Source organism: Intrasporangium zincisolvens, assembly GCF_034724055.1.
In the GTDB taxonomy this organism is placed as follows: domain Bacteria; phylum Actinomycetota; class Actinomycetes; order Actinomycetales; family Dermatophilaceae; genus Monashia; species Monashia zincisolvens.
The window spans coordinates 115,975-132,869 of the sequence record NZ_JAWIIL010000006.1 but is presented as its reverse complement, the minus strand read 5'-3'; the positions used below and the strand labels follow the sequence as shown (position 1 = coordinate 132,869).

Genomic DNA, 16,895 nt, shown 5'->3' with positions numbered 1-16,895 from the left:
TGCTGGCAGGGGAGCCGGGCTCCGTTCCGGCGCGGCACGTGGCGCGTCGGTGAAGGGACGGTGCGGTGTCTCGCCGGTCTGGCGACGGTCTAGACTTGCCGCGCAATGCTCTGTACGCCGTGGGTCGTACCCGGTGGTCGGAGCGACGAACCAGCGGTGAGGATCTCAGTGACAACGGTGGACCCCCGCGCCGACCTGTCGGCGTTGCACGGTCCGGACGGCAGTGGGGTGAAGTTCCTCGTCGGGCAGTACGTCTCCCTGATGAAGCCGCGGATCATCGAGCTGCTCCTCATCACGACGATCCCCGTCATGTTCCTCGCGCAGCAGGGCGTGCCGAACCTCTGGCTCGTCGTCGCGACCGTCGTCGGCGGCACGCTGTCGGCCGGCGCGGCGAACACGCTCAACTGCTACATCGACCGCGACATCGACGCCGTCATGCACCGCACGAGCCGCCGCCCGCTCGTCACCGGCACGATCTCCCCCCGGGGAGCGCTGGTCTTCGGCGTGGCCCTCACCGTCGGGTCGACGCTCTGGCTCGGGCTGCTCGTCAACTGGCTGAGCTCCGGCCTCGCGCTCGCGGCGCTGCTGTTCTACGTCTTCGGCTACACGCTGCTGCTCAAGCGACGCACCGCCCAGAACATCGTGTGGGGCGGCGCGGCCGGTTGCATGCCGGTCCTCATCGGCTGGTCGGCCGTCACCGGCACCGTCAGCTGGTCGGCGTTCATCCTCTTCCTCGTCATCTTCTTCTGGACGCCGCCGCACTACTGGCCGCTGTCGATGCGCTACAAGGACGACTACACCGCCGCGCACGTGCCGATGCTGCCCGTCGTCGAGCGGTTCGTCGTGGTGGCCAGGCAGGTCGTCGTCTACTCGTGGGCGATGGTCCTCACCTCGCTGGCCCTCATCCCGGTCCAGCGCGTCGGATGGGTCTACACGGTGGCGGCGCTCGTCTCCGGCGTCCTGTTCCTCACCGAGGCGCACCGTCTGCTGGCGCGCGCACGCGCCGGCGTCGCCCAGGACGCGCTCAAGCCGATGCGCCTGTTCCACTTCTCCATCACGTACCTGACGCTGCTCTTCGTCGGCGTCGCGCTCGATCCCATCTGGCACCTGCCGCTGCCGTTCCTGCGCTGAGCGCGTCCCTGGCGTCGTCGCCGCGTCAGAGGGTCAGTCAGAGGGTCAATCAGAGGGTCGGCGTGCCGTCCTCGAGGTAGACCGTCGGGGCGTCGCCTCCGAGGCCGGCGACGACCTCGAGCAGGCGTCGGTTGTACGGGGCGACGCGTCCGGCCCACTCGTGCGGCTCGGTCCAGTGCACGGCGGCGACCTCCCGACGCTGCAACCGGGCCGGGTCGAGGACGCCAGGGTCCAGCGTGCCGAGGTCGAAGACGAAGACCGTGGCGTCGGCCCAGCCGTGCAGGGCGGGCAGCCAGTTGACGGCGAGCAGCGAGCGCACGGTGACGTCGAGGGCGAGCTCCTCGCGCAGCTCGCGCACGACGCAGGCCGCAGGCGACTCGTGCCGGTCGACGACGCCGCCGGGCAGGTCCCACTCGCGCTTGTAGACGAGCTCGAGGAGCAGGAGCCGGCCCTCGGGAGAGCGGAGCACCCCCTGGGCGATGGCGCGCTTGGTCGGCAGCGTGGAGTCGAGCATCGCGGTGAAGCCGTCGTGGCTGTCGGGTGCCGGGTCGTCGCGGCGGCGGCCGAGCACGACGGTGTCGGTGCGGGCGCCGCCGAGCGTCGCGTTGCCCCGCAGCAGCCCCTCGCGGAGCAGTCCGGCGCGCAGGGCCGTCCGCAACGACGCGCGGTTGGCCGGGTTGACGTGGGCCTCGACGCGTTCGAGGCCGAGCTCGGCGAAGGCCCACGCGACGAGCAGGCGCACGGCGCGCCAGGCCAGGCCCTGCCCGCGCGACGGCGCGTAGACGAGCCACGACAGGACGCCGACGCCGGGCTCGGAGCGGCGCACGTCGACCGAGCCCGCAGGGTGGCCGCGCCACTCGACGAGGAAGGTCGCCTTGGCCCGGTCGTCGGCCCACTCGTCGTGGGTGCGCCCGATCCACTCGAGGTGCTCGTCGGCGGGCGGCACGACGTCGGGGAAGTCGAACCAGTGGGCGATCTCGGCGTCGTGCAGCAGGCGGGTGACCTCGCTGTCCTCGGCCCGCCAGGGCCGCAGCACGAGGTCGCCGTCACGCAGGGTCGGCTGCTCGCTCACGCGCCCAGCCTAGGCAGCGCCGGGCGCCGTCGGTCAGACGGGGGAGCGGCGCGTCGACAGGACGCCCCACGTGAGTGCCGTCGCGAGCAGCGCGGCGCCGATCATGTGGAGCAGCACGAGCAGCTCGGGCAGGCCGGTGAAGTACTGCACGTAGCCGATGAGCCCCTGCAGCAGCGTCACGACGAGGACGAGGTCGAAGGAGCGGCGGGCGCGGTCGGTCGTCGCCGTGATGCGTACCGCCACGAGCGTCGCCACGACGAGGCCGCAGAAGAGCATGACGGCGTCGGCGTGCATCCACGAGACGAAGCGCGGGTCGAAGCCGGTACGTGCCGGTCGGTCGGCGTCGCCGGAGTGCGGGCCCGAACCCGTGACGATCGTGCCGAGGACGAGCACGACCACGCCGACGGCGGCCGTGAGGTGCGCGACGCGTCGGGCCAGCGGGTGCACGAGCACCTCGCCCGGACCGTCCTGCTCGTCGAGGGCACCGCGCACGAGGGCCGTCGAGAGCGCGACGAGCGCCATCGACAGGAGGAAGTGCGACATGACGGTCCACGGGTTGAGGCCGGTGAGCACCGTGATGCCGCCGAGGACCGCCTGGGCCGGGATGCCCGCGAGGACCCCGACGGCGACGGCCTGCAGGCGTCGACGCTGCGGCCAGTGCGTCGCGACGACCCAGACGGCGACGAGCGCGAGGACGGTCACGACGAACGTCAGCGTGCGGTTGCCGAACTCGACGAGGTCGTGGAACGAGCTCGCCGGCGTGCGGACCGGGGTGAAGGAGCCCGGCTGGCACTCGGGCCACGTCGAGCAGCCGAGGCCGCTGCCGGTGAGGCGCACGATGCCGCCCGTGGCCACGATGCCGATCTCGCCGACGAGGTTCGCGACGAGCAGCGGCATCACCCACCGCTGGGGCGCGGCCGGGACGCGCAGCCGCGTCAGCAGCCGGGACAACCCGGTGGGGGCCTCCGTCGAGGGTGCAGGGGCGAACACGGGCGTCGACACGACACGAGGGTACGGGCAGGAGCCCGCCGGGCCGGAATCGCCCTCGCCTTCGCCCTCGCCCGCCGACCTCAGCCCAGGCCGTGCCAGACGGCCGCCGAGCCGGCGTGCCCGGCGAGGACGACCGTGGTGGTGGCCGCCGCCGCGGCGACGACGGCGAGGACCGACAGGACGGTGTCGATGGGGCGGGACCGGGTGGACTGCTCCTCGGGCGGGCGCACGAACCACACGAGCGCGAGCGTCAGCACCATGAAGAGGAAGCCGACGACCTTGGCGCGGTCACCCCACGTCTGGTGCTGGGCCAGCAGTGCGAAGTCGGTCGTGCCCGGGCGCACCGCCGAGACGCGTCGGAGCAGCTGCTCGCCGCTCTCGGCGGCCACGAACGCCGAACCCCCGGAGATCACGGCCCCGACGGCCGTCGGCCAGCGCAGGACGCGTCGCCACCGAGGGCGCACCGCGTAGCCGACGGCCGCGAGCGCCGACAGCGGCACGAACACGACCACGGCGTGGATGACGAGGGCGTGCATCGGCAGCCCGAAGATGTAGTCGAACACGGTCGCCTCTCCTCCGGGGACCCGGTTGACGCGGTGGGCCCCGGTGCGCTCAGTGTCCCGCAGGGGCTCGCGGTGGCGCGGCGTCCGGGACGGTCAGTCGTCGAAACGGAAGAAGCGCGCAGCGAGCACGGTCGCGACGACGCCCCACCCGAGGACGACGAGCAGGGCCGGGAGGTTCAGCGAGCCGTGCACGAGCGCCGACCGGAGCCCGTCGGCGAGGCCGGCCGAGGGCAGCACCGCCGCGACGTGCGAGAGCCCGGCGGGCAGCTCGCTGCGCGGCACGATGACCCCGCCCAGACCGAGCAGGAGCACCCACACGAGGTTGGCCAGCGCGAGGACCGCCTCGGCGCGCAGCGTCCCCGCGAGCAGCATCGCGAGCGCGACGAAGGCCCAGGTGCCGACGACGACGAACACGAGCGCCCACACGACGCCGCCGGCCGCGGGCTGCCAGCCGAGGACGAGCCCGAGCCCCGCCATGACGACGAGCTGCACGGCCACGACGGCGAGGGTCGCCACCGCCTTGGCGACGACGAGGCCGCTCCGACCGAGCGGTGTCACGCCGAGGTAGCGCAGCACGCCGTAGCGGCGGTCGAACCCGGTGGAGATGGCCTGGGCCGTGAAGGCCGCCGACACGACGCAGAGGGCGAGGACGCCCGGGACCGCGAGGTCGATCCGACGCCCGTCGCCGAGGGAGGGGGCGCTCGTCATGCTGAGCCCGACGAGGGCGAGGGCCGGCAGGACGAGGGACACGAGCAGCTGCTCGCCGTTGCGCAGCAGGCTGCCGACCTCGAACGAGGCCTGGGCCAGGACCCGCTCCCGGGCGGGCGCGGCGCCGCGGCCGCTCCCGGTCGCGCGGCCGGCCGGGGACGGCGCGGGAGTCGGTGCGGCGGTCATGCGGCTCCCTTGCGGGTCAGGCTGAAGTAGACGTCCTCGAGCGAGCGCTCGCCGGCGACCTCCGCCGGGGTGCCCTCGGCGACGGTGCGCCCGGCGTTCATGATGACGAGGTGGTCGGCGAGGCGCTCGGCCTCCTCGAACGAGTGCGTAGTGACGACGACCGTGACCCCGGCGTCGCGCTGCCCGGCCACGAGGTCCCAGACATCGAGGCGCCCGTGGGGGTCGAGGCCTGCAGCAGGCTCGTCGAGGAAGAGGACGTCGGGGCGGGGGAGCAGCGCTGCCGCGAGGGCCAGGCGCTGCTTCTGCCCGCCGGAGAGGCGGCGCACGGTCGTGCCGGCGAAGTCGGTGATGCCGAGCAGCCGGGCCAGCTCGTCGACGTCGGCCGGTTCGGCGTAGAAGCGGGCCAGGTGGCGCAGCAGGCGCATCGGTCTGGTGCCGTTGGGCAGGCCGCCGGACTGGAGCATGACGCCGACGCGGGCCCGGTGGTCCGCCCCCGCCTGCCAGGGGTCGACGTCGAGCACTCGCGCCTCTCCGGAGTCGGGCCGGCCGAGGCCGACGGCGCACTCGATCGCGGTCGTCTTGCCGGCGCCGTTGGGGCCGAGGACGGCGGTGACGAGGCCGGCAGGGGCGCTCCACGAGAGGCCGTCGAGGGCGGCGACGTCACCGAACGAGCGGTGCAGGCCGGTCAGTGTCACCGCTGCGGTCATGGCTGATGAGTCTAGGCTCGGTGCCGGGACGGTCCGTCACCGCACCGGCCTCACTAAGCCTCACCTAGCCGCACCCAGCCGCGCCGGCCTGCGCCGACCTGCACCGGACGCGGCGAGGCAGTACCGTCCCGCCGACCCCTCGCACCCCTCATCGCACCACCACGACGCCGAGACCCGAGAAGCCGGAGACCCACCCCCGTGAAGATCGACCCCGCCGCCCGACCGTTCACCGCCATGGCCGCGGTGCCCACCGTCGTCGCGGCACTCGCCCGCAAGCCCCGGACGACCCTCGCCCTCGGCCTGCTCACCGCAGGCGTCACCCTCTTCTTCCGCGACCCCGACCGCACCCCGGACGCGACGCCGGTCACCGACCCCGACGTCGTGCTCGCCCCCGCCGACGGCATCGTCATGCACGTCGGCGAGCCGCAGCCGGGCATCGCCCCGCCGGGGCAGTGGCAGCAGGTGAGCATCTTCCTGTCGCTGCTCGACGTGCACATGAACCGGTCTCCCTACGGCGGACGCGTCGTCGACGTCACGCACACCCCCGGGCGCTTCCTGGCCGCCTACCGCGCCGAGAGCGCCACGAAGAACGAGCGCAGCGAGATCGTCGTCGAGCGCGAGGTCGCCGGGACCGTCCGACGCGTCGTCTACCGCCAGCTCGTCGGCCAGCTCGCCCGACGCATCGTCACGCGCATCGCCCCGGGCGAGGACGTGCCGACCGGAGCCCGGATGGGGCTGATGAAGTTCGGGTCGCGGATGGACGTCTTCGTGCCGCCGGAGGTGGTGCTCGAGGTGAGCAAGGGCAAGCGGGCCATCGGCGGTGAGACCGTCCTCGGCCGATTCCCGGCCGCCGACGCCGACGGCGCGAACGGCGCTGCCGTGACGACCGCGACGGACGCCTCGTGAGCGGCGATCCCGCGGCCGAGTCGCAGCGCCGCCCCCGCCGTGGCGGCCGCGTCACCCGCGGCATCAGGCTCGTCTCGGCCACCGGTGCGCGCGTCGTCCCGTGGAGCCGGCTCAACCCGCGCGTGCGGGCCCGGGCCGTCCTGCCGAGCCTCTTCACGCTCGGCAACATGCTGTGCGGCTTCTCGGCGGTGCTGCTCTCGTTCCAGGGCCGGTTCCGCGCGGCCGCCGTGCTCATCGGCATCTCGATCGTCCTCGACATCTGCGACGGCGCCGTGGCCCGTGCCGTCGGGGCGATCACGCCGTTCGGCCTGCAGTTCGACTCGCTGGCCGACCTCATCTCCTTCGGCATCGCTCCCGCGGTGCTCGTGTACACGTGGGCGCTGCCGGCGCACCCCGTGTGGGCGTGGGCGGGGGCGATGTTCTGGCTCGCGTGCGCGGCCTACCGCCTGGCCCGTTTCAACGTCACCATCGACCCGCTCGCCGACAAGCGGTACTTCGTCGGGCTGGCCAGTCCCGGGGCCGCCGGCGTCGTCATCGCCACGGTCATGGCGATCGGCGACCCGCTCTACGACTGGGCGCCGCTGCTGCCCATCGCCGCCGGCGTCGTGCCCGCGGCCCTCATGGCGTCCTCGTTCCGGTTCCGCTCGTTCCGCGACCTGCTCTCGCCGCGGCACCTGCGCATCTCGGTCCCGCTCGGCGTGCTCCTCGTGCTCGGGCTCATCTTCTTCCCCGGCGCCACGGGCATGGTCGTGGCCTACGGCTACGTCCTCACCTGCCCGCTCGGCTGGGTGACGGCCCCGCTGCGGCGTCGCTGGTTCGGCCCGTCCGCCGTCGCCCCACCCCGCACCAAGCTGCCCTCGGTCATCATGCCGCCGGAGCCGACGCCCGAGGAGGACGCCGACTCCTACGACGATGCGTACGGCGACGATGGCTACGGCGAGGACGAGGAGGAGGACGCCGCCGAGCGCCGGGAGCGCGACGAGGAGGAGTGAGGGGCCTCGGGAGGCGCTCGTGACGCGTCGTGAGGCCCCGGTGGCGAGGCCCGGAAGGCCCCGGTCGTCCGGTTAGGGGGGCCTAACTGGAACTCCGGCGAGCAATTACGTCACAATGGTGTTGTGTTTTTCCCTGAGCACGCACCGCGCGAGGGCCGGGACGGCGAGCACGGCTCGCCGCTCGAGTCCCGGACGCGCTCGCGCGTGCTCCACATGGTCTCGGTCGACGGGCCGGTCACGGCCGCGGAGCTCGGCCGCCACCTCGACCTCACCCCGGCCGCCGTCCGGCGCCACCTCGACGCCCTCGTCGAGCAGGGGGCCGTCGTGCCCCACGAGCCGGCCGGCCAGCGTCGGGGCCGGGGTCGACCGGCCCGCGCCTACGTCGTGTCCGAGGTCGGCCACCGCTCGCTCGAGGCCGACTACGACTCGCTCGCCGTCGAGGTGCTCCGGTTCCTCGAGGACCGCGCCGGCAGCGGCGCCGTCGGTGCCTTCGCCCGTGAGCGCGTCGCGGCGCTCGAGGAGCGCTACGCACCGCGTCTCGCGGCCGCCGGTGACGACCCCGCCGCGCGCGCCGAGGTGCTCGTCGAGGCCCTGAGCGAGGACGGCTTCGCCGCCACGGCGCGACCCGTCGGCAGCGGCGGTCTCACCGGCGTCCAGCTGTGCCAGGGACACTGCCCGGTGCAGCACGTCGCCGAGGAGTTCCCGCAGTTCTGCGAGGCCGAGACCGACGCCTTCTCACGCCTCCTCGGCGTCCACGTGCAGCGTCTGGCCACCCTCGCCGGCGGCCACCACGTGTGCACCACCTTCATCCCGACCGGTGGACTCGCGCGGAAGACCGCGGAGGCCGCCGGTGTTGCCCCACGCGTTGCCCCCGGTGCCGCCAGCACCACTGGAACGACCAGCACGACCGCACGGAACGACCGCACGCACGTCAAGGAAGGTTCCTCATGACCACCCACATCGAAGAGCTGAACCCGGGTCTGAAGGACATCGGGCGCTACGAGTACGGCTGGGCCGACGCCGACACCGCCGGTGCCACCGCGCGTCGTGGTCTCTCCGAGGAGGTCGTCCGTGACATCTCCGCCCGCAAGAGCGAGCCGGAGTGGATGACCAAGCTGCGTCTCAAGGGCCTGAGCCTGTTCGACAAGAAGCCCATGCCGTCGTGGGGCTCGGACCTCACCGGCATCGACTTCCAGAACATCAAGTACTTCGTGAAGTCCACCGAGAAGCAGGCGACCACCTGGGACGAGCTGCCCGAGGACATCAAGAACACCTACGACCGCCTCGGCATCCCCGAGGCCGAGAAGCAGCGTCTCGTCGCAGGCGTCGCCGCGCAGTACGAGTCGGAGGTCGTGTACCACCAGATCCGCGAGGACCTCGAGGCGCAGGGCGTCATCTTCCTCGACACCGACACCGCCCTCAAGGAGCACGAGGACGTCTTCCGCGAGCACTTCGCGACCGTGATCCCGGCCGGCGACAACAAGTTCGCGGCGCTCAACACGGCGGTGTGGTCCGGCGGCTCGTTCATCTACGTGCCCAAGGGCGTCCACGTCGACATCCCGCTGCAGGCCTACTTCCGGATCAACACCGAGAACATGGGTCAGTTCGAGCGCACCCTGATTATCGCCGACGAGGACTCGTACGTGCACTACGTCGAGGGCTGCACGGCGCCGATCTACAAGTCGGACTCTCTGCACTCGGCGGTCGTCGAGATCATCGTCAAGAAGAACGCCCGCGTGCGCTACACGACGATCCAGAACTGGTCGAACAACGTCTACAACCTCGTCACCAAGCGCGCCACCTGCGAGGAGGGCGCGACGATGGAGTGGATCGACGGCAACATCGGCTCCAAGGTGACGATGAAGTACCCGGCCGTCTTCCTCATGGGCGAGCACGCCAAGGGCGAGACGCTCTCGATCGCCTTCGCCGGCGAGGGCCAGCACCAGGACACCGGCTCCAAGATGGTGCACGCCGCTCCGAACACGAAGAGCTCGATCATCAGCAAGTCGGTCGCCCGTGGCGGCGGTCGGGCCTCCTACCGCGGCCTCGTGCAGGTGCTCGAGGGCGCCTCGCACTCGGCCTCGACGGTGCGCTGCGATGCGCTGCTCGTCGACACGATCAGCCGCTCCGACACCTACCCCTACGTCGACATCCGCGAGGACGACGTGTCCATGGGCCACGAGGCGACGGTCTCGAAGGTGTCCGAGGACCAGCTGTTCTACCTCATGTCCCGCGGCATGGCCGAGGACGAGGCCATGGCCATGATCGTGCGCGGCTTCATCGAGCCGATCGCCCGTGAGCTGCCCATGGAGTACGCCCTCGAGCTCAACCGCCTCATCGAACTCCAGATGGAAGGAGCCGTCGGCTGATGTCCGTTGCCGACACGCTCGTCGACACGGGTAGCTCCGTGGCCGACGCCGCCAACCGTGCCCACACCGACTCCGCCGCGGCCTTCGTGCCGGACCAGTCGCGCGCCGAGCGCACCGCGTCGTTCGACGTCGCGGCGTTCCCGGTGCCGAACGGCCGTGAGGAGGAGTGGCGCTTCACCCCGGTCAAGAAGCTGAAGGGCGTCCTCGCCGAGGGTGCCACCGGCACGCTCGAGGCCGACACCCAGCTGCCCGAGGGCGTCACCACCTCGACGGTCACCGCCGACGAGGCCCGGGCCCTCGGCATCCTGCCGCCGCAGGACCGCGCCGCGGTCGTCGCGGGCGCCGCCACGGGTGCCGTCCTCGTCGACATCGCCGACGAGGCCGAGCTCGACGCGCCGGTGCGCGTCTCGCTCGTCGGCCGCGGCGGCGAGCCGGTGCACGGCCACCTCGTCGTGCGCGCCGGTCGCTTCTCGAAGGCCACCGTCGTCGTCGAGCACACCGGCTCGGCGCAGTACTCCCAGCTGCTCTCCGTCGTCACCGGCGACGGGTCCGACCTCACGGTCGTCTCGGTGCAGCGGTGGGACGACGACGCGGTCCACCTCGCCCAGCACGACGCGCTCGTCGGGCGCGACTCCCGCTACAAGCACCTCGCGGTGACGCTGGGCGGCGAGGTCGTCCGCGTCAACGCCAACGTGCGCTACGCGGGTCCGGGCGGTGACGCCACGCTGCTCGGCGTCTACTTCGCCGACGCCGGCCAGCACCTCGAGCACCGGTCCTACATCGACCACAACGAGGCGCACTGCAAGAGCCGGGCCACCTACAAGGGCGCGCTCCAGGGCGAGACGGCCCGCACGGTCTGGGTCGGCGACGTCCTGATCCGCGCCGAGGCCGAGGGCACCGACACCTACGAGCTCAACCGCAACCTCGTGCTCACCGACGGCGCGCGCGCCGACTCGGTGCCGAACCTCGAGATCGAGACCGGTGAGATCGAGGGCGCCGGGCACGCCTCTGCCACGGGCCGGTTCGACGACCTGCAGCTGTTCTACCTGCAGTCGCGCGGCATCACCGAGGACGAGGCCAAGCGCCTCGTCGTGCGTGGCTTCTTCGCCGACATCATCCGCGAGATCCCGCTCGCCGACCTGCGTGACGAGATCACCGCGGCGATCGAGGAGGAGCTCGCCTCCACGGCCTACGCGGCCGCCACCCAGCAGACCCCCAGCACCACGAACACCAAGGAGAACTGACCCGATGAGCACGCTCGAGATCAAGGGACTGACGGTCTCGGTCGAGACCGAGGACGGCCCCAAGGAGATCCTGCGCGGGGTCGACCTCACCGTGAAGTCGGGGGAGACGCACGCGATCATGGGGCCCAACGGCTCCGGCAAGTCGACGCTGGCCTACAGCATCGCCGGCCACCCGAAGTACACCGTCACCGGCGGCACCGTGACGCTCGACGGCGAGGACGTCCTCGCGATGACCGTCGACGAGCGCGCCCGCGCCGGCCTGTTCCTCGCGATGCAGTACCCCGTCGAGGTGCCCGGCGTCACGGTGAGCAACTTCCTGCGCACCGCCAAGACCGCGGTCGACGGCGAGGCCCCGAAGCTGCGCACCTGGGTCAAGGAGGTCAAGGAGGCCATGAACAACCTCCGCATGGACCCCGCCTTCGCCGAGCGCTCGGTCAACGAGGGCTTCTCCGGTGGTGAGAAGAAGCGCCACGAGATCCTCCAGATGGAGCTGCTCAAGCCGAAGGTGGCCGTCCTCGACGAGACCGACTCCGGCCTCGACGTCGACGCCCTGAAGATCGTCTCCGAGGGCGTCAACCGCGCCAAGGAGAACAGCGACCTCGGCGTCCTGCTCATCACGCACTACACGCGGATCCTGCGCTACATCAAGCCCGACTTCGTGCACGTGTTCGTCGAGGGCAAGATCGTCGAGGAGGGCGGCCCCGAGCTCGCCGACCGTCTCGAGGACGAGGGCTACGACCGCTACACGACGACGGCGGCGGCGGGGGCCTGACCACCGTGCCGGACGTCCAGCCGTTCACGGACCGGGAGCTCGCCGCACTGCGCGGCGAGTTCCCGATCCTGGCGCGCTCGGTCCGTGACGGCAGGCCGCTCGTCTACCTCGACTCGGGGGCGACGTCGCACAAGCCGACCGCCGTCCTCGACGCCGAGCGCGCGTTCTACGAGCAGCACAACGCCGCCGTGCACCGCGGCGCGCACCAGCTCGCCGAGGAGGCCACCGACGACTTCGAGGGCGCCCGTGCGACGGTCGCCGCGTTCGTCGGGGCTCAGGCCGACGAGGTCGTGTTCACCAAGAACGCCACCGAGGCGCTCAACCTCGTCGCGTACGCGTTCTCGAACGTGGCGCCGACCGACGAGCCCAAGGACGAGCGGTTCGTGCTCGGCCCGGGCGACGAGGTGCTCGTCACCGAGATGGAGCACCACGCCAACCTCGTGCCGTGGCAGGAGCTGTGCCGCCGCACCGGCGCCACCCTGCGCTGGGTGCCCGTCGCGGCCGACGGCACGCTCGAGCTCTCGACGCTGCCCGACCTGCTCACCGAGCGCACGAAGGTCTTCGCGTTCACGCACGTGTCCAACGTGCTCGGCACCGTCAACCCGGTCACCGAGCTCGCGCAGCGGGCCCACGCCGTCGGGGCGCTCGTCGTCGTCGACGCGTGCCAGTCGGTGCCGCACCTGGCCGTCGACGTCTCGATGCTCGGAGCCGACTTCATCGCCTTCAGCGGCCACAAGGTCTACGGACCGATGGGCGTCGGGGTCCTCTGGGGCCGCGCCGAGCTGCTCGAGGTCATGCCGCCGTTCCTCACCGGGGGCTCGATGATCGAGCTCGTGACGATGGAGCGCTCGACGTACGCGCCGGCGCCGCAGAAGTTCGAGGCGGGCGTGCCGAACGCGGCCCAGGCCGTGGGCCTGGCCGCCGCGGTGCGTTGGGTGGAGGGTGTCGGCATCGACCGCATCCACGCCCACGAGGCCGCGCTCGTCGACGCGCTCCTCGCCGGCCTCGCCGAGCGGCCGTGGGTCCGCGTCGTCGGCCCGCCGCGCGGCGTCGACCGGGGTGGGGCTGTCGCGTTCGTCGTCGACGGCGTCCACGCCCACGACGTCGGGCAGGTGCTCGACGACGCCGGTGTCGCCGTCCGCGTCGGGCACCACTGCGCGTGGCCGCTGCACCGCGTCCTCGACGCCGCCGCGACGACCCGCGCGTCCTTCGGCGTGCACAACGGCCTCGACGACGTGCAGTCGCTGCTCGACGCGCTCGACCGCGTGCCGGGCATCTTCGGCATCGACGTCTCCGACACCGACCCCGACGCCGACCTCGAGGCGCGTCACGACGCCCGCGCCCTGCGCGGCGAGGCCGAGAGCACGCGGGAGGCGAGCTGATGGACCTCTACCAGGAGCTCATCCTCGACCACTCGAAGCGGCCGCACCACGCCGGCCTGCGCGAGCCGTTCGACGCCGAGGTGCACCACATCAACCCGACGTGCGGCGACGAGGTCACCCTCCGCGTCGACGTGTCGGGTGAGGGCGGCGACGCCGTCGTGACCGACGTGTCCTACGACGCGCGCGGCTGCTCGATCTCGGTCGCCAGCTCGTCCGTCCTCGCCGAGGAGGTCATCGGCCGCCCCGTCGCGGAGGCGCTCGCGACCTTCGAGGCGATGCGTGCGATGCTCACCTCCAAGGGCGCCGTGAAGGGCGACGAGGAGGTCATCGGCGACGGTGTCGCCTTCGCCGGCGTCGCGAAGTACCCGGCCCGCGTCAAGTGCGCGCTGCTCGGCTGGACCGCTTTCACCGACGCCCTGGCCCGCGCCGGCGTCGACATCTCGATGCCGCGACCCAGCACGACGTCCACCACGAGTTCTGCCTCCCCGCAAGGAGTTTCGTCATGACCGAGACCGTTCCCTCGTCCACCCCGACCAACGTCGCCGACGTCGAAGAGGCGCTGCGTGACGTCGTGGACCCCGAGCTCGGCATCAACGTCGTCGACCTCGGGCTCGTCTACGGCATCACCGTCGACGCCCAGGCGCACGCCGTCATCGACATGACGCTGACGTCCGCGGCCTGCCCGCTGACCGACGTCATCGAGGACCAGACCGCCCAGGCGCTCGAGGGCCTCGTCGCCACGCACCGCATCAACTGGGTGTGGATGCCGCCGTGGGGCCCGGACAAGATCACCGAGGACGGCCGCGAGCAGCTGCGCGCGCTCGGCTTCAACCTCTGACGTCCGCCGACGTGGCAGCCCGGGTCATCGAGGTCGACCCCGACCGGTTCGACCGCTGGATGGCCGGGTTCGCCGAACGGCACGGCCCCTACGACGCCGCCGAGGAGACCACTCCCGGCGGCGTCGTCGTGTCCGCACGTGCGGCCGACGGCTCCACGGCCGTGGCGACGCCGTTCGCGCACGACCCGCTCGGCGTCGTCCTCGTGCGGCGCGGCGGCTACGCGGTGGGGCTCGCGTCAGGTGGGGGGTGGCTCGGCTCGAAGGTCGGGACGCGGCACGTGCAGTCGCGCACGGCCGCGGGCGGGTGGTCCCAGCAGCGGTTCGCCCGGCGTCGGGGCAAGCAGGCCGACGAGCTCGTCGACGCCGTCGTCGGCCATGCCCGACGCGTCCTGCTCGGTGACGACGAGTCACCGGCGGCCGGCGCTCCCGGCGTGCCACGCGCGCTCGTCGTCGGTGGCGACCGTGGCCTCGTGCGGGAGGTGCTCGACGCGTCGGCCCTGCGGGCGCTGCGCGACCTGCCGGTGCGCGAGCTCTACGACCTGCCCGACCCGAAGCGCGACGTGCTCGTGACGGCGCTGCGGCGCGGCCGGGCCGTCCGCATCGAGCTGACCGAGCCGCACTGACTCGCGGTCAGCTGACGGTGTCGACGCCGAAGGTGTTGCACTGGTTGATGTCGCCGGTGCGGTAGCCCTGGGTGAACCACTGCTGCCGTGCCTTCGAGGACCCGTGGGTCCACGTCTCGGGCGTGACGCGGCCCTGCATCTTCTCCTGGATGCGGTCGTCACCCACCGCGGACGCGGCCGAGAGGGCGGACGTGATGTCGGCCTCGGTGATCGGCTTGAGCAGCGTCGTGCCGCTCGCGTCGGTGGTCTCGGTGGCGTGCTTGACCCACGTGCCGGCGAGGCAGTCGGCCATCAGCTCGGTGCGCACCGAGCCGGAGTTCGGGCCCTGCGGGTCCTGCTGCGCCTTGTTGAGGATGCCGAGCAGGTCCTGGATGTGGTGGCCGTACTCGTGCGCCACGACGTACTCCTTGGCCAGCTGCCCGCCGTCGGCGCCGAACTTGCTCTGCAGCTCGGAGAAGAAGCTCGCGTCGATGTAGACCTTGCCGTCGAGGGGGCAGTAGAACGGGCCGACCTGCGAGTTGGCCGTGCCGCAGCCCGAGGGCGTCTGGCCCTGGTAGATCACGGTCTTGGCCGGCTCGTAGTTCATCTGGTACTTCGGCAGGGTCTTGGTCCAGTAGTCCTGCACGCTGTTGACCGTCGCGACGACGAGGCACACGTCGTCCTTGTTGGCGTCGGCGCCCGACTTGCACTGCGAGAAGTCGCTCTGCTGGACCTGCCCGGCGGCCGCCACCTGGCTGTTGTCGAGCTGCTGGGACGGCAGCCCGCCCGTGCCGGCGTCGCCGGACCCGCTGCCGCCCAGGAGCCGGCTGCCGCCGAAGATGAGCAGCAGGACCAGCATGATGAGCCCGCCGATGCCGCCGCCGACCTGGATGCCGCCGGGGAACCCACCACCACCGCCGCCGCCGCCGAGCCCGCCCCCGCCGCTGCCGCTCTCGACCTGCGAGGTGTCCAGCTGCGCGTTGTCGTTGAAGGTCATGTCACGATCCTCGGGTTCAGGGCGGGGGAGTCCCGGTCCGACCGAGTTCACCCTAGCGCCGGGCGCTGGCACGCAGCTGCGTCGCGACGATCTCGTACCCGCTGCGCCGGTACCGGCTCACAACAGACTCATGGCTGTTCCAGAGATGCCTCATGGCCGGCCGGCGCCAACTCGTCTCAGCAGATCCGCTGCATCGCCGTGAAGGAGACGAAGATGAGAGCAGCAGCCGGTTCCCCGTCCGTCCTGCCGTCCGCCGAGTGCCGACGCAGATCTCCGATTCGCAGGTCGGGGCTGCGACGCGGCGCCCTCGGCACGGCCATCGCGGTGGCGGTGGGCCTGGCCGCTGCGGCGCCCTCGATGGCCGCTGGGTCCACCCCGTACGGCGCGACGGTGCAGGACTGGAACGGCTCGGGGACTCCGGGGTGGAGCACCGGGTCGGGCACTGGGTCGGGCACGGGGTCGGGCACGGGTTCGAGCGCGGCGTCCCGGTCGGCGACCGAGGCCGAGTCCGCGGGAGTCGTGCTCATCGACACCGTCCTGCCGTACCAGAACGGCCGGGCCGCCGGCACCGGCATGGTCCTGACCTCGGACGGTCGGGTGCTGACCAACTACCACGTGGTGCAGGGGGCGGGTTCGATACGGGTCACCGTCGCGCGGACCGGCGAGACCTACCAGGCGAGCGTCGTCGGCAGCGACCGGTCGCAGGACGTCGCGCTCCTCCAGCTCGACGGCGCGTCCGGTCTGACGACGATCAAGCCCGACACCGACGACGTGAACGTCGGCGCGCAGGTGACCGCCGTCGGGAACGCCGGTGGCACGGGAACACTGAGCGCGGCGGAGGGCACGATCACCGGGCTCGACGCCTCGGTCACCGCGGCGTCGGAGGACGGGACGTCTCCCGAGACCCTCACCGGCATGGTCGAGACCGACGCCGGCGTCCTCGCCGGCGACTCCGGCGGGCCGCTGTTCGACGCGCAGGGCGAGGTGGTCGGCATCGACACGGCGGGTTCGTCCGGCGGTCCGGCCGACGCGTACGCGATCCCGATCGCCCGCGCCCTCGAGATCGCCCAGCAGATCCAGTCCGGTCACGGGACGAGCACGGTGCGGATCGGCCCGGCGGCCTTCCTCGGGGTCGAGGTCGCCGGCGCCCCGTCGTATGCCGGTGACGGCGCAGGCGGAGGGTTCGTCATGACCCCGGGCGCGCAGGTCAGCGGCGTCGTCAGCGGGGCGGCGGCCGAGAGCGCCGGGCTCCGGGCCGGCGACGTCATCACGAGCCTGGGCGGGCAGGTCGTCTCCTCACCGGACGACGTGTCGGCAGCGCTGGTCGGCGCCAACCCCGGTGACCAGGTGACCGTCGGGTGGACCAGCCAGGACGGCAGCCAGCACACGGCGCCCGTCACGCTCGGAGCCAGCCCGGTCGCCTGACGCAGTGCTCC

19 protein-coding genes are annotated in these 16,895 nt (G+C 72.3%); 12 read left to right on the top strand and 7 right to left on the bottom strand.

Going from position 1 to position 16,895, the window contains the following annotated elements; all coding sequences use genetic code 11:
* The first annotated feature begins 156 nt into the window (after positions 1 to 156).
* Positions 157 to 1,131 carry a heme o synthase gene (locus RY076_RS16625; RefSeq protein ID WP_413785791.1) on the top strand — a complete coding sequence of 325 codons (975 nt, stop codon included), beginning with the start codon at positions 157 to 159 and terminating at the stop codon, positions 1,129 to 1,131.
* A gap of 49 nt (positions 1,132 to 1,180) precedes the next feature.
* Here RY076_RS16625 and RY076_RS16620 read toward each other — a convergent pair whose 3' ends face one another.
* From RY076_RS16620 to RY076_RS16600, 5 genes are all read right to left on the bottom strand, one after another.
* Positions 1,181 to 2,203 (bottom strand): NUDIX hydrolase, encoded by a 1,023-nt coding sequence (locus RY076_RS16620; RefSeq protein WP_323100054.1) that lies wholly within the window; start codon positions 2,201 to 2,203, stop codon positions 1,181 to 1,183.
* A 33-nt stretch (positions 2,204 to 2,236) separates the two neighbouring features.
* Positions 2,237 to 3,205, bottom strand: a complete 969-nt coding sequence (locus RY076_RS16615) for a COX15/CtaA family protein (RefSeq protein ID WP_323100052.1) — start codon at positions 3,203 to 3,205, stop codon at positions 2,237 to 2,239.
* A 68-nt stretch (positions 3,206 to 3,273) separates the two neighbouring features.
* Positions 3,274 to 3,756 carry a DUF2231 domain-containing protein gene (locus RY076_RS16610; protein ID WP_323100051.1) on the bottom strand — a complete coding sequence of 161 codons (483 nt, stop codon included), beginning with the start codon at positions 3,754 to 3,756 and terminating at the stop codon, positions 3,274 to 3,276.
* 93 nt (positions 3,757 to 3,849) lie between these two features.
* Positions 3,850 to 4,650 carry an ABC transporter permease gene (locus RY076_RS16605; protein WP_323100049.1) on the bottom strand — a complete coding sequence of 267 codons (801 nt, stop codon included), beginning with the start codon at positions 4,648 to 4,650 and terminating at the stop codon, positions 3,850 to 3,852.
* Complete coding sequence (locus RY076_RS16600) at positions 4,647 to 5,357, bottom strand: ABC transporter ATP-binding protein (RefSeq protein ID WP_323100047.1); 711 nt, start codon at positions 5,355 to 5,357, stop codon at positions 4,647 to 4,649. Before RY076_RS16600 ends, RY076_RS16605 begins: the two co-directional genes overlap by 4 nt.
* A gap of 198 nt (positions 5,358 to 5,555) precedes the next feature.
* Here RY076_RS16600 and RY076_RS16595 point away from each other — a divergent pair, with 198 nt between their 5' ends.
* The 10 genes from RY076_RS16595 (at position 5,556) to RY076_RS16550 (ending at position 14,483) form a co-directional block, all read left to right on the top strand.
* Entirely contained in the window at positions 5,556 to 6,263 is a 708-nt protein-coding gene (locus tag RY076_RS16595) for a phosphatidylserine decarboxylase (protein WP_323100045.1), read from the top strand.
* Positions 6,260 to 7,255: a CDP-alcohol phosphatidyltransferase family protein gene (locus RY076_RS16590; RefSeq protein ID WP_323100043.1), complete on the top strand. Its 996-nt coding sequence runs from the start codon at positions 6,260 to 6,262 to the stop codon at positions 7,253 to 7,255. The genes RY076_RS16595 and RY076_RS16590 overlap by 4 nt, the downstream gene beginning before the upstream one ends.
* 123 nt (positions 7,256 to 7,378) lie before the next feature.
* Positions 7,379 to 8,206 carry a helix-turn-helix transcriptional regulator gene (locus RY076_RS16585; protein WP_323100042.1) on the top strand — a complete coding sequence of 276 codons (828 nt, stop codon included), beginning with the start codon at positions 7,379 to 7,381 and terminating at the stop codon, positions 8,204 to 8,206.
* Complete coding sequence (gene sufB / locus RY076_RS16580; RefSeq protein WP_323100040.1) at positions 8,203 to 9,624, top strand: Fe-S cluster assembly protein SufB; 1,422 nt, start codon at positions 8,203 to 8,205, stop codon at positions 9,622 to 9,624. The genes RY076_RS16585 and sufB overlap by 4 nt, the downstream gene beginning before the upstream one ends.
* Positions 9,624 to 10,868, top strand: a complete 1,245-nt coding sequence (gene sufD / locus RY076_RS16575) for a Fe-S cluster assembly protein SufD (RefSeq protein ID WP_323100038.1) — start codon at positions 9,624 to 9,626, stop codon at positions 10,866 to 10,868. The genes sufB and sufD overlap by 1 nt, the downstream gene beginning before the upstream one ends.
* A 4-nt stretch (positions 10,869 to 10,872) precedes the next feature.
* Positions 10,873 to 11,640 (top strand): Fe-S cluster assembly ATPase SufC, encoded by a 768-nt coding sequence (gene sufC, locus RY076_RS16570; RefSeq protein ID WP_323100037.1) that lies wholly within the window; start codon positions 10,873 to 10,875, stop codon positions 11,638 to 11,640.
* 5 nt (positions 11,641 to 11,645) lie between these two features.
* On the top strand, positions 11,646 to 13,022 hold the full coding sequence (locus RY076_RS16565; RefSeq protein WP_323100035.1) for a SufS family cysteine desulfurase: 1,377 nt from the start codon (positions 11,646 to 11,648) through the stop codon (positions 13,020 to 13,022).
* Positions 13,022 to 13,528, top strand: a complete 507-nt coding sequence (sufU, locus tag RY076_RS16560; RefSeq protein WP_323100033.1) for a Fe-S cluster assembly sulfur transfer protein SufU — start codon at positions 13,022 to 13,024, stop codon at positions 13,526 to 13,528. Before RY076_RS16565 ends, sufU begins: the two co-directional genes overlap by 1 nt.
* Positions 13,525 to 13,860 carry a metal-sulfur cluster assembly factor gene (locus RY076_RS16555; protein WP_323100031.1) on the top strand — a complete coding sequence of 112 codons (336 nt, stop codon included), beginning with the start codon at positions 13,525 to 13,527 and terminating at the stop codon, positions 13,858 to 13,860. Before sufU ends, RY076_RS16555 begins: the two co-directional genes overlap by 4 nt.
* An 11-nt stretch (positions 13,861 to 13,871) precedes the next feature.
* Positions 13,872 to 14,483, top strand: a complete 612-nt coding sequence (locus RY076_RS16550) for an acVLRF1 family peptidyl-tRNA hydrolase (RefSeq protein WP_323100029.1) — start codon at positions 13,872 to 13,874, stop codon at positions 14,481 to 14,483.
* Between the two features lie 7 nt (positions 14,484 to 14,490).
* Here the strand turns inward: RY076_RS16550 and ypfJ are convergent, their stop codons facing one another.
* Positions 14,491 to 15,459: a KPN_02809 family neutral zinc metallopeptidase gene (gene ypfJ, locus RY076_RS16545; RefSeq protein WP_323100027.1), complete on the bottom strand. Its 969-nt coding sequence runs from the start codon at positions 15,457 to 15,459 to the stop codon at positions 14,491 to 14,493.
* Positions 15,460 to 15,635: 176 nt separating this feature from the next.
* Positions 15,636 to 15,986, bottom strand: coding sequence for a hypothetical protein (locus RY076_RS16540; RefSeq protein WP_323100025.1), 351 nt, complete (start codon positions 15,984 to 15,986; stop codon positions 15,636 to 15,638).
* Here RY076_RS16540 and RY076_RS16535 point away from each other — a divergent pair.
* A complete protein-coding gene (locus RY076_RS16535) occupies positions 15,979 to 16,884 on the top strand; it encodes a S1C family serine protease (RefSeq protein WP_323100023.1) in 906 nt (301 codons plus the stop codon). The two genes, RY076_RS16540 and RY076_RS16535, sit on opposite strands and share 8 nt — an antisense overlap.
* Positions 16,885 to 16,895 lie beyond the last annotated feature (11 nt).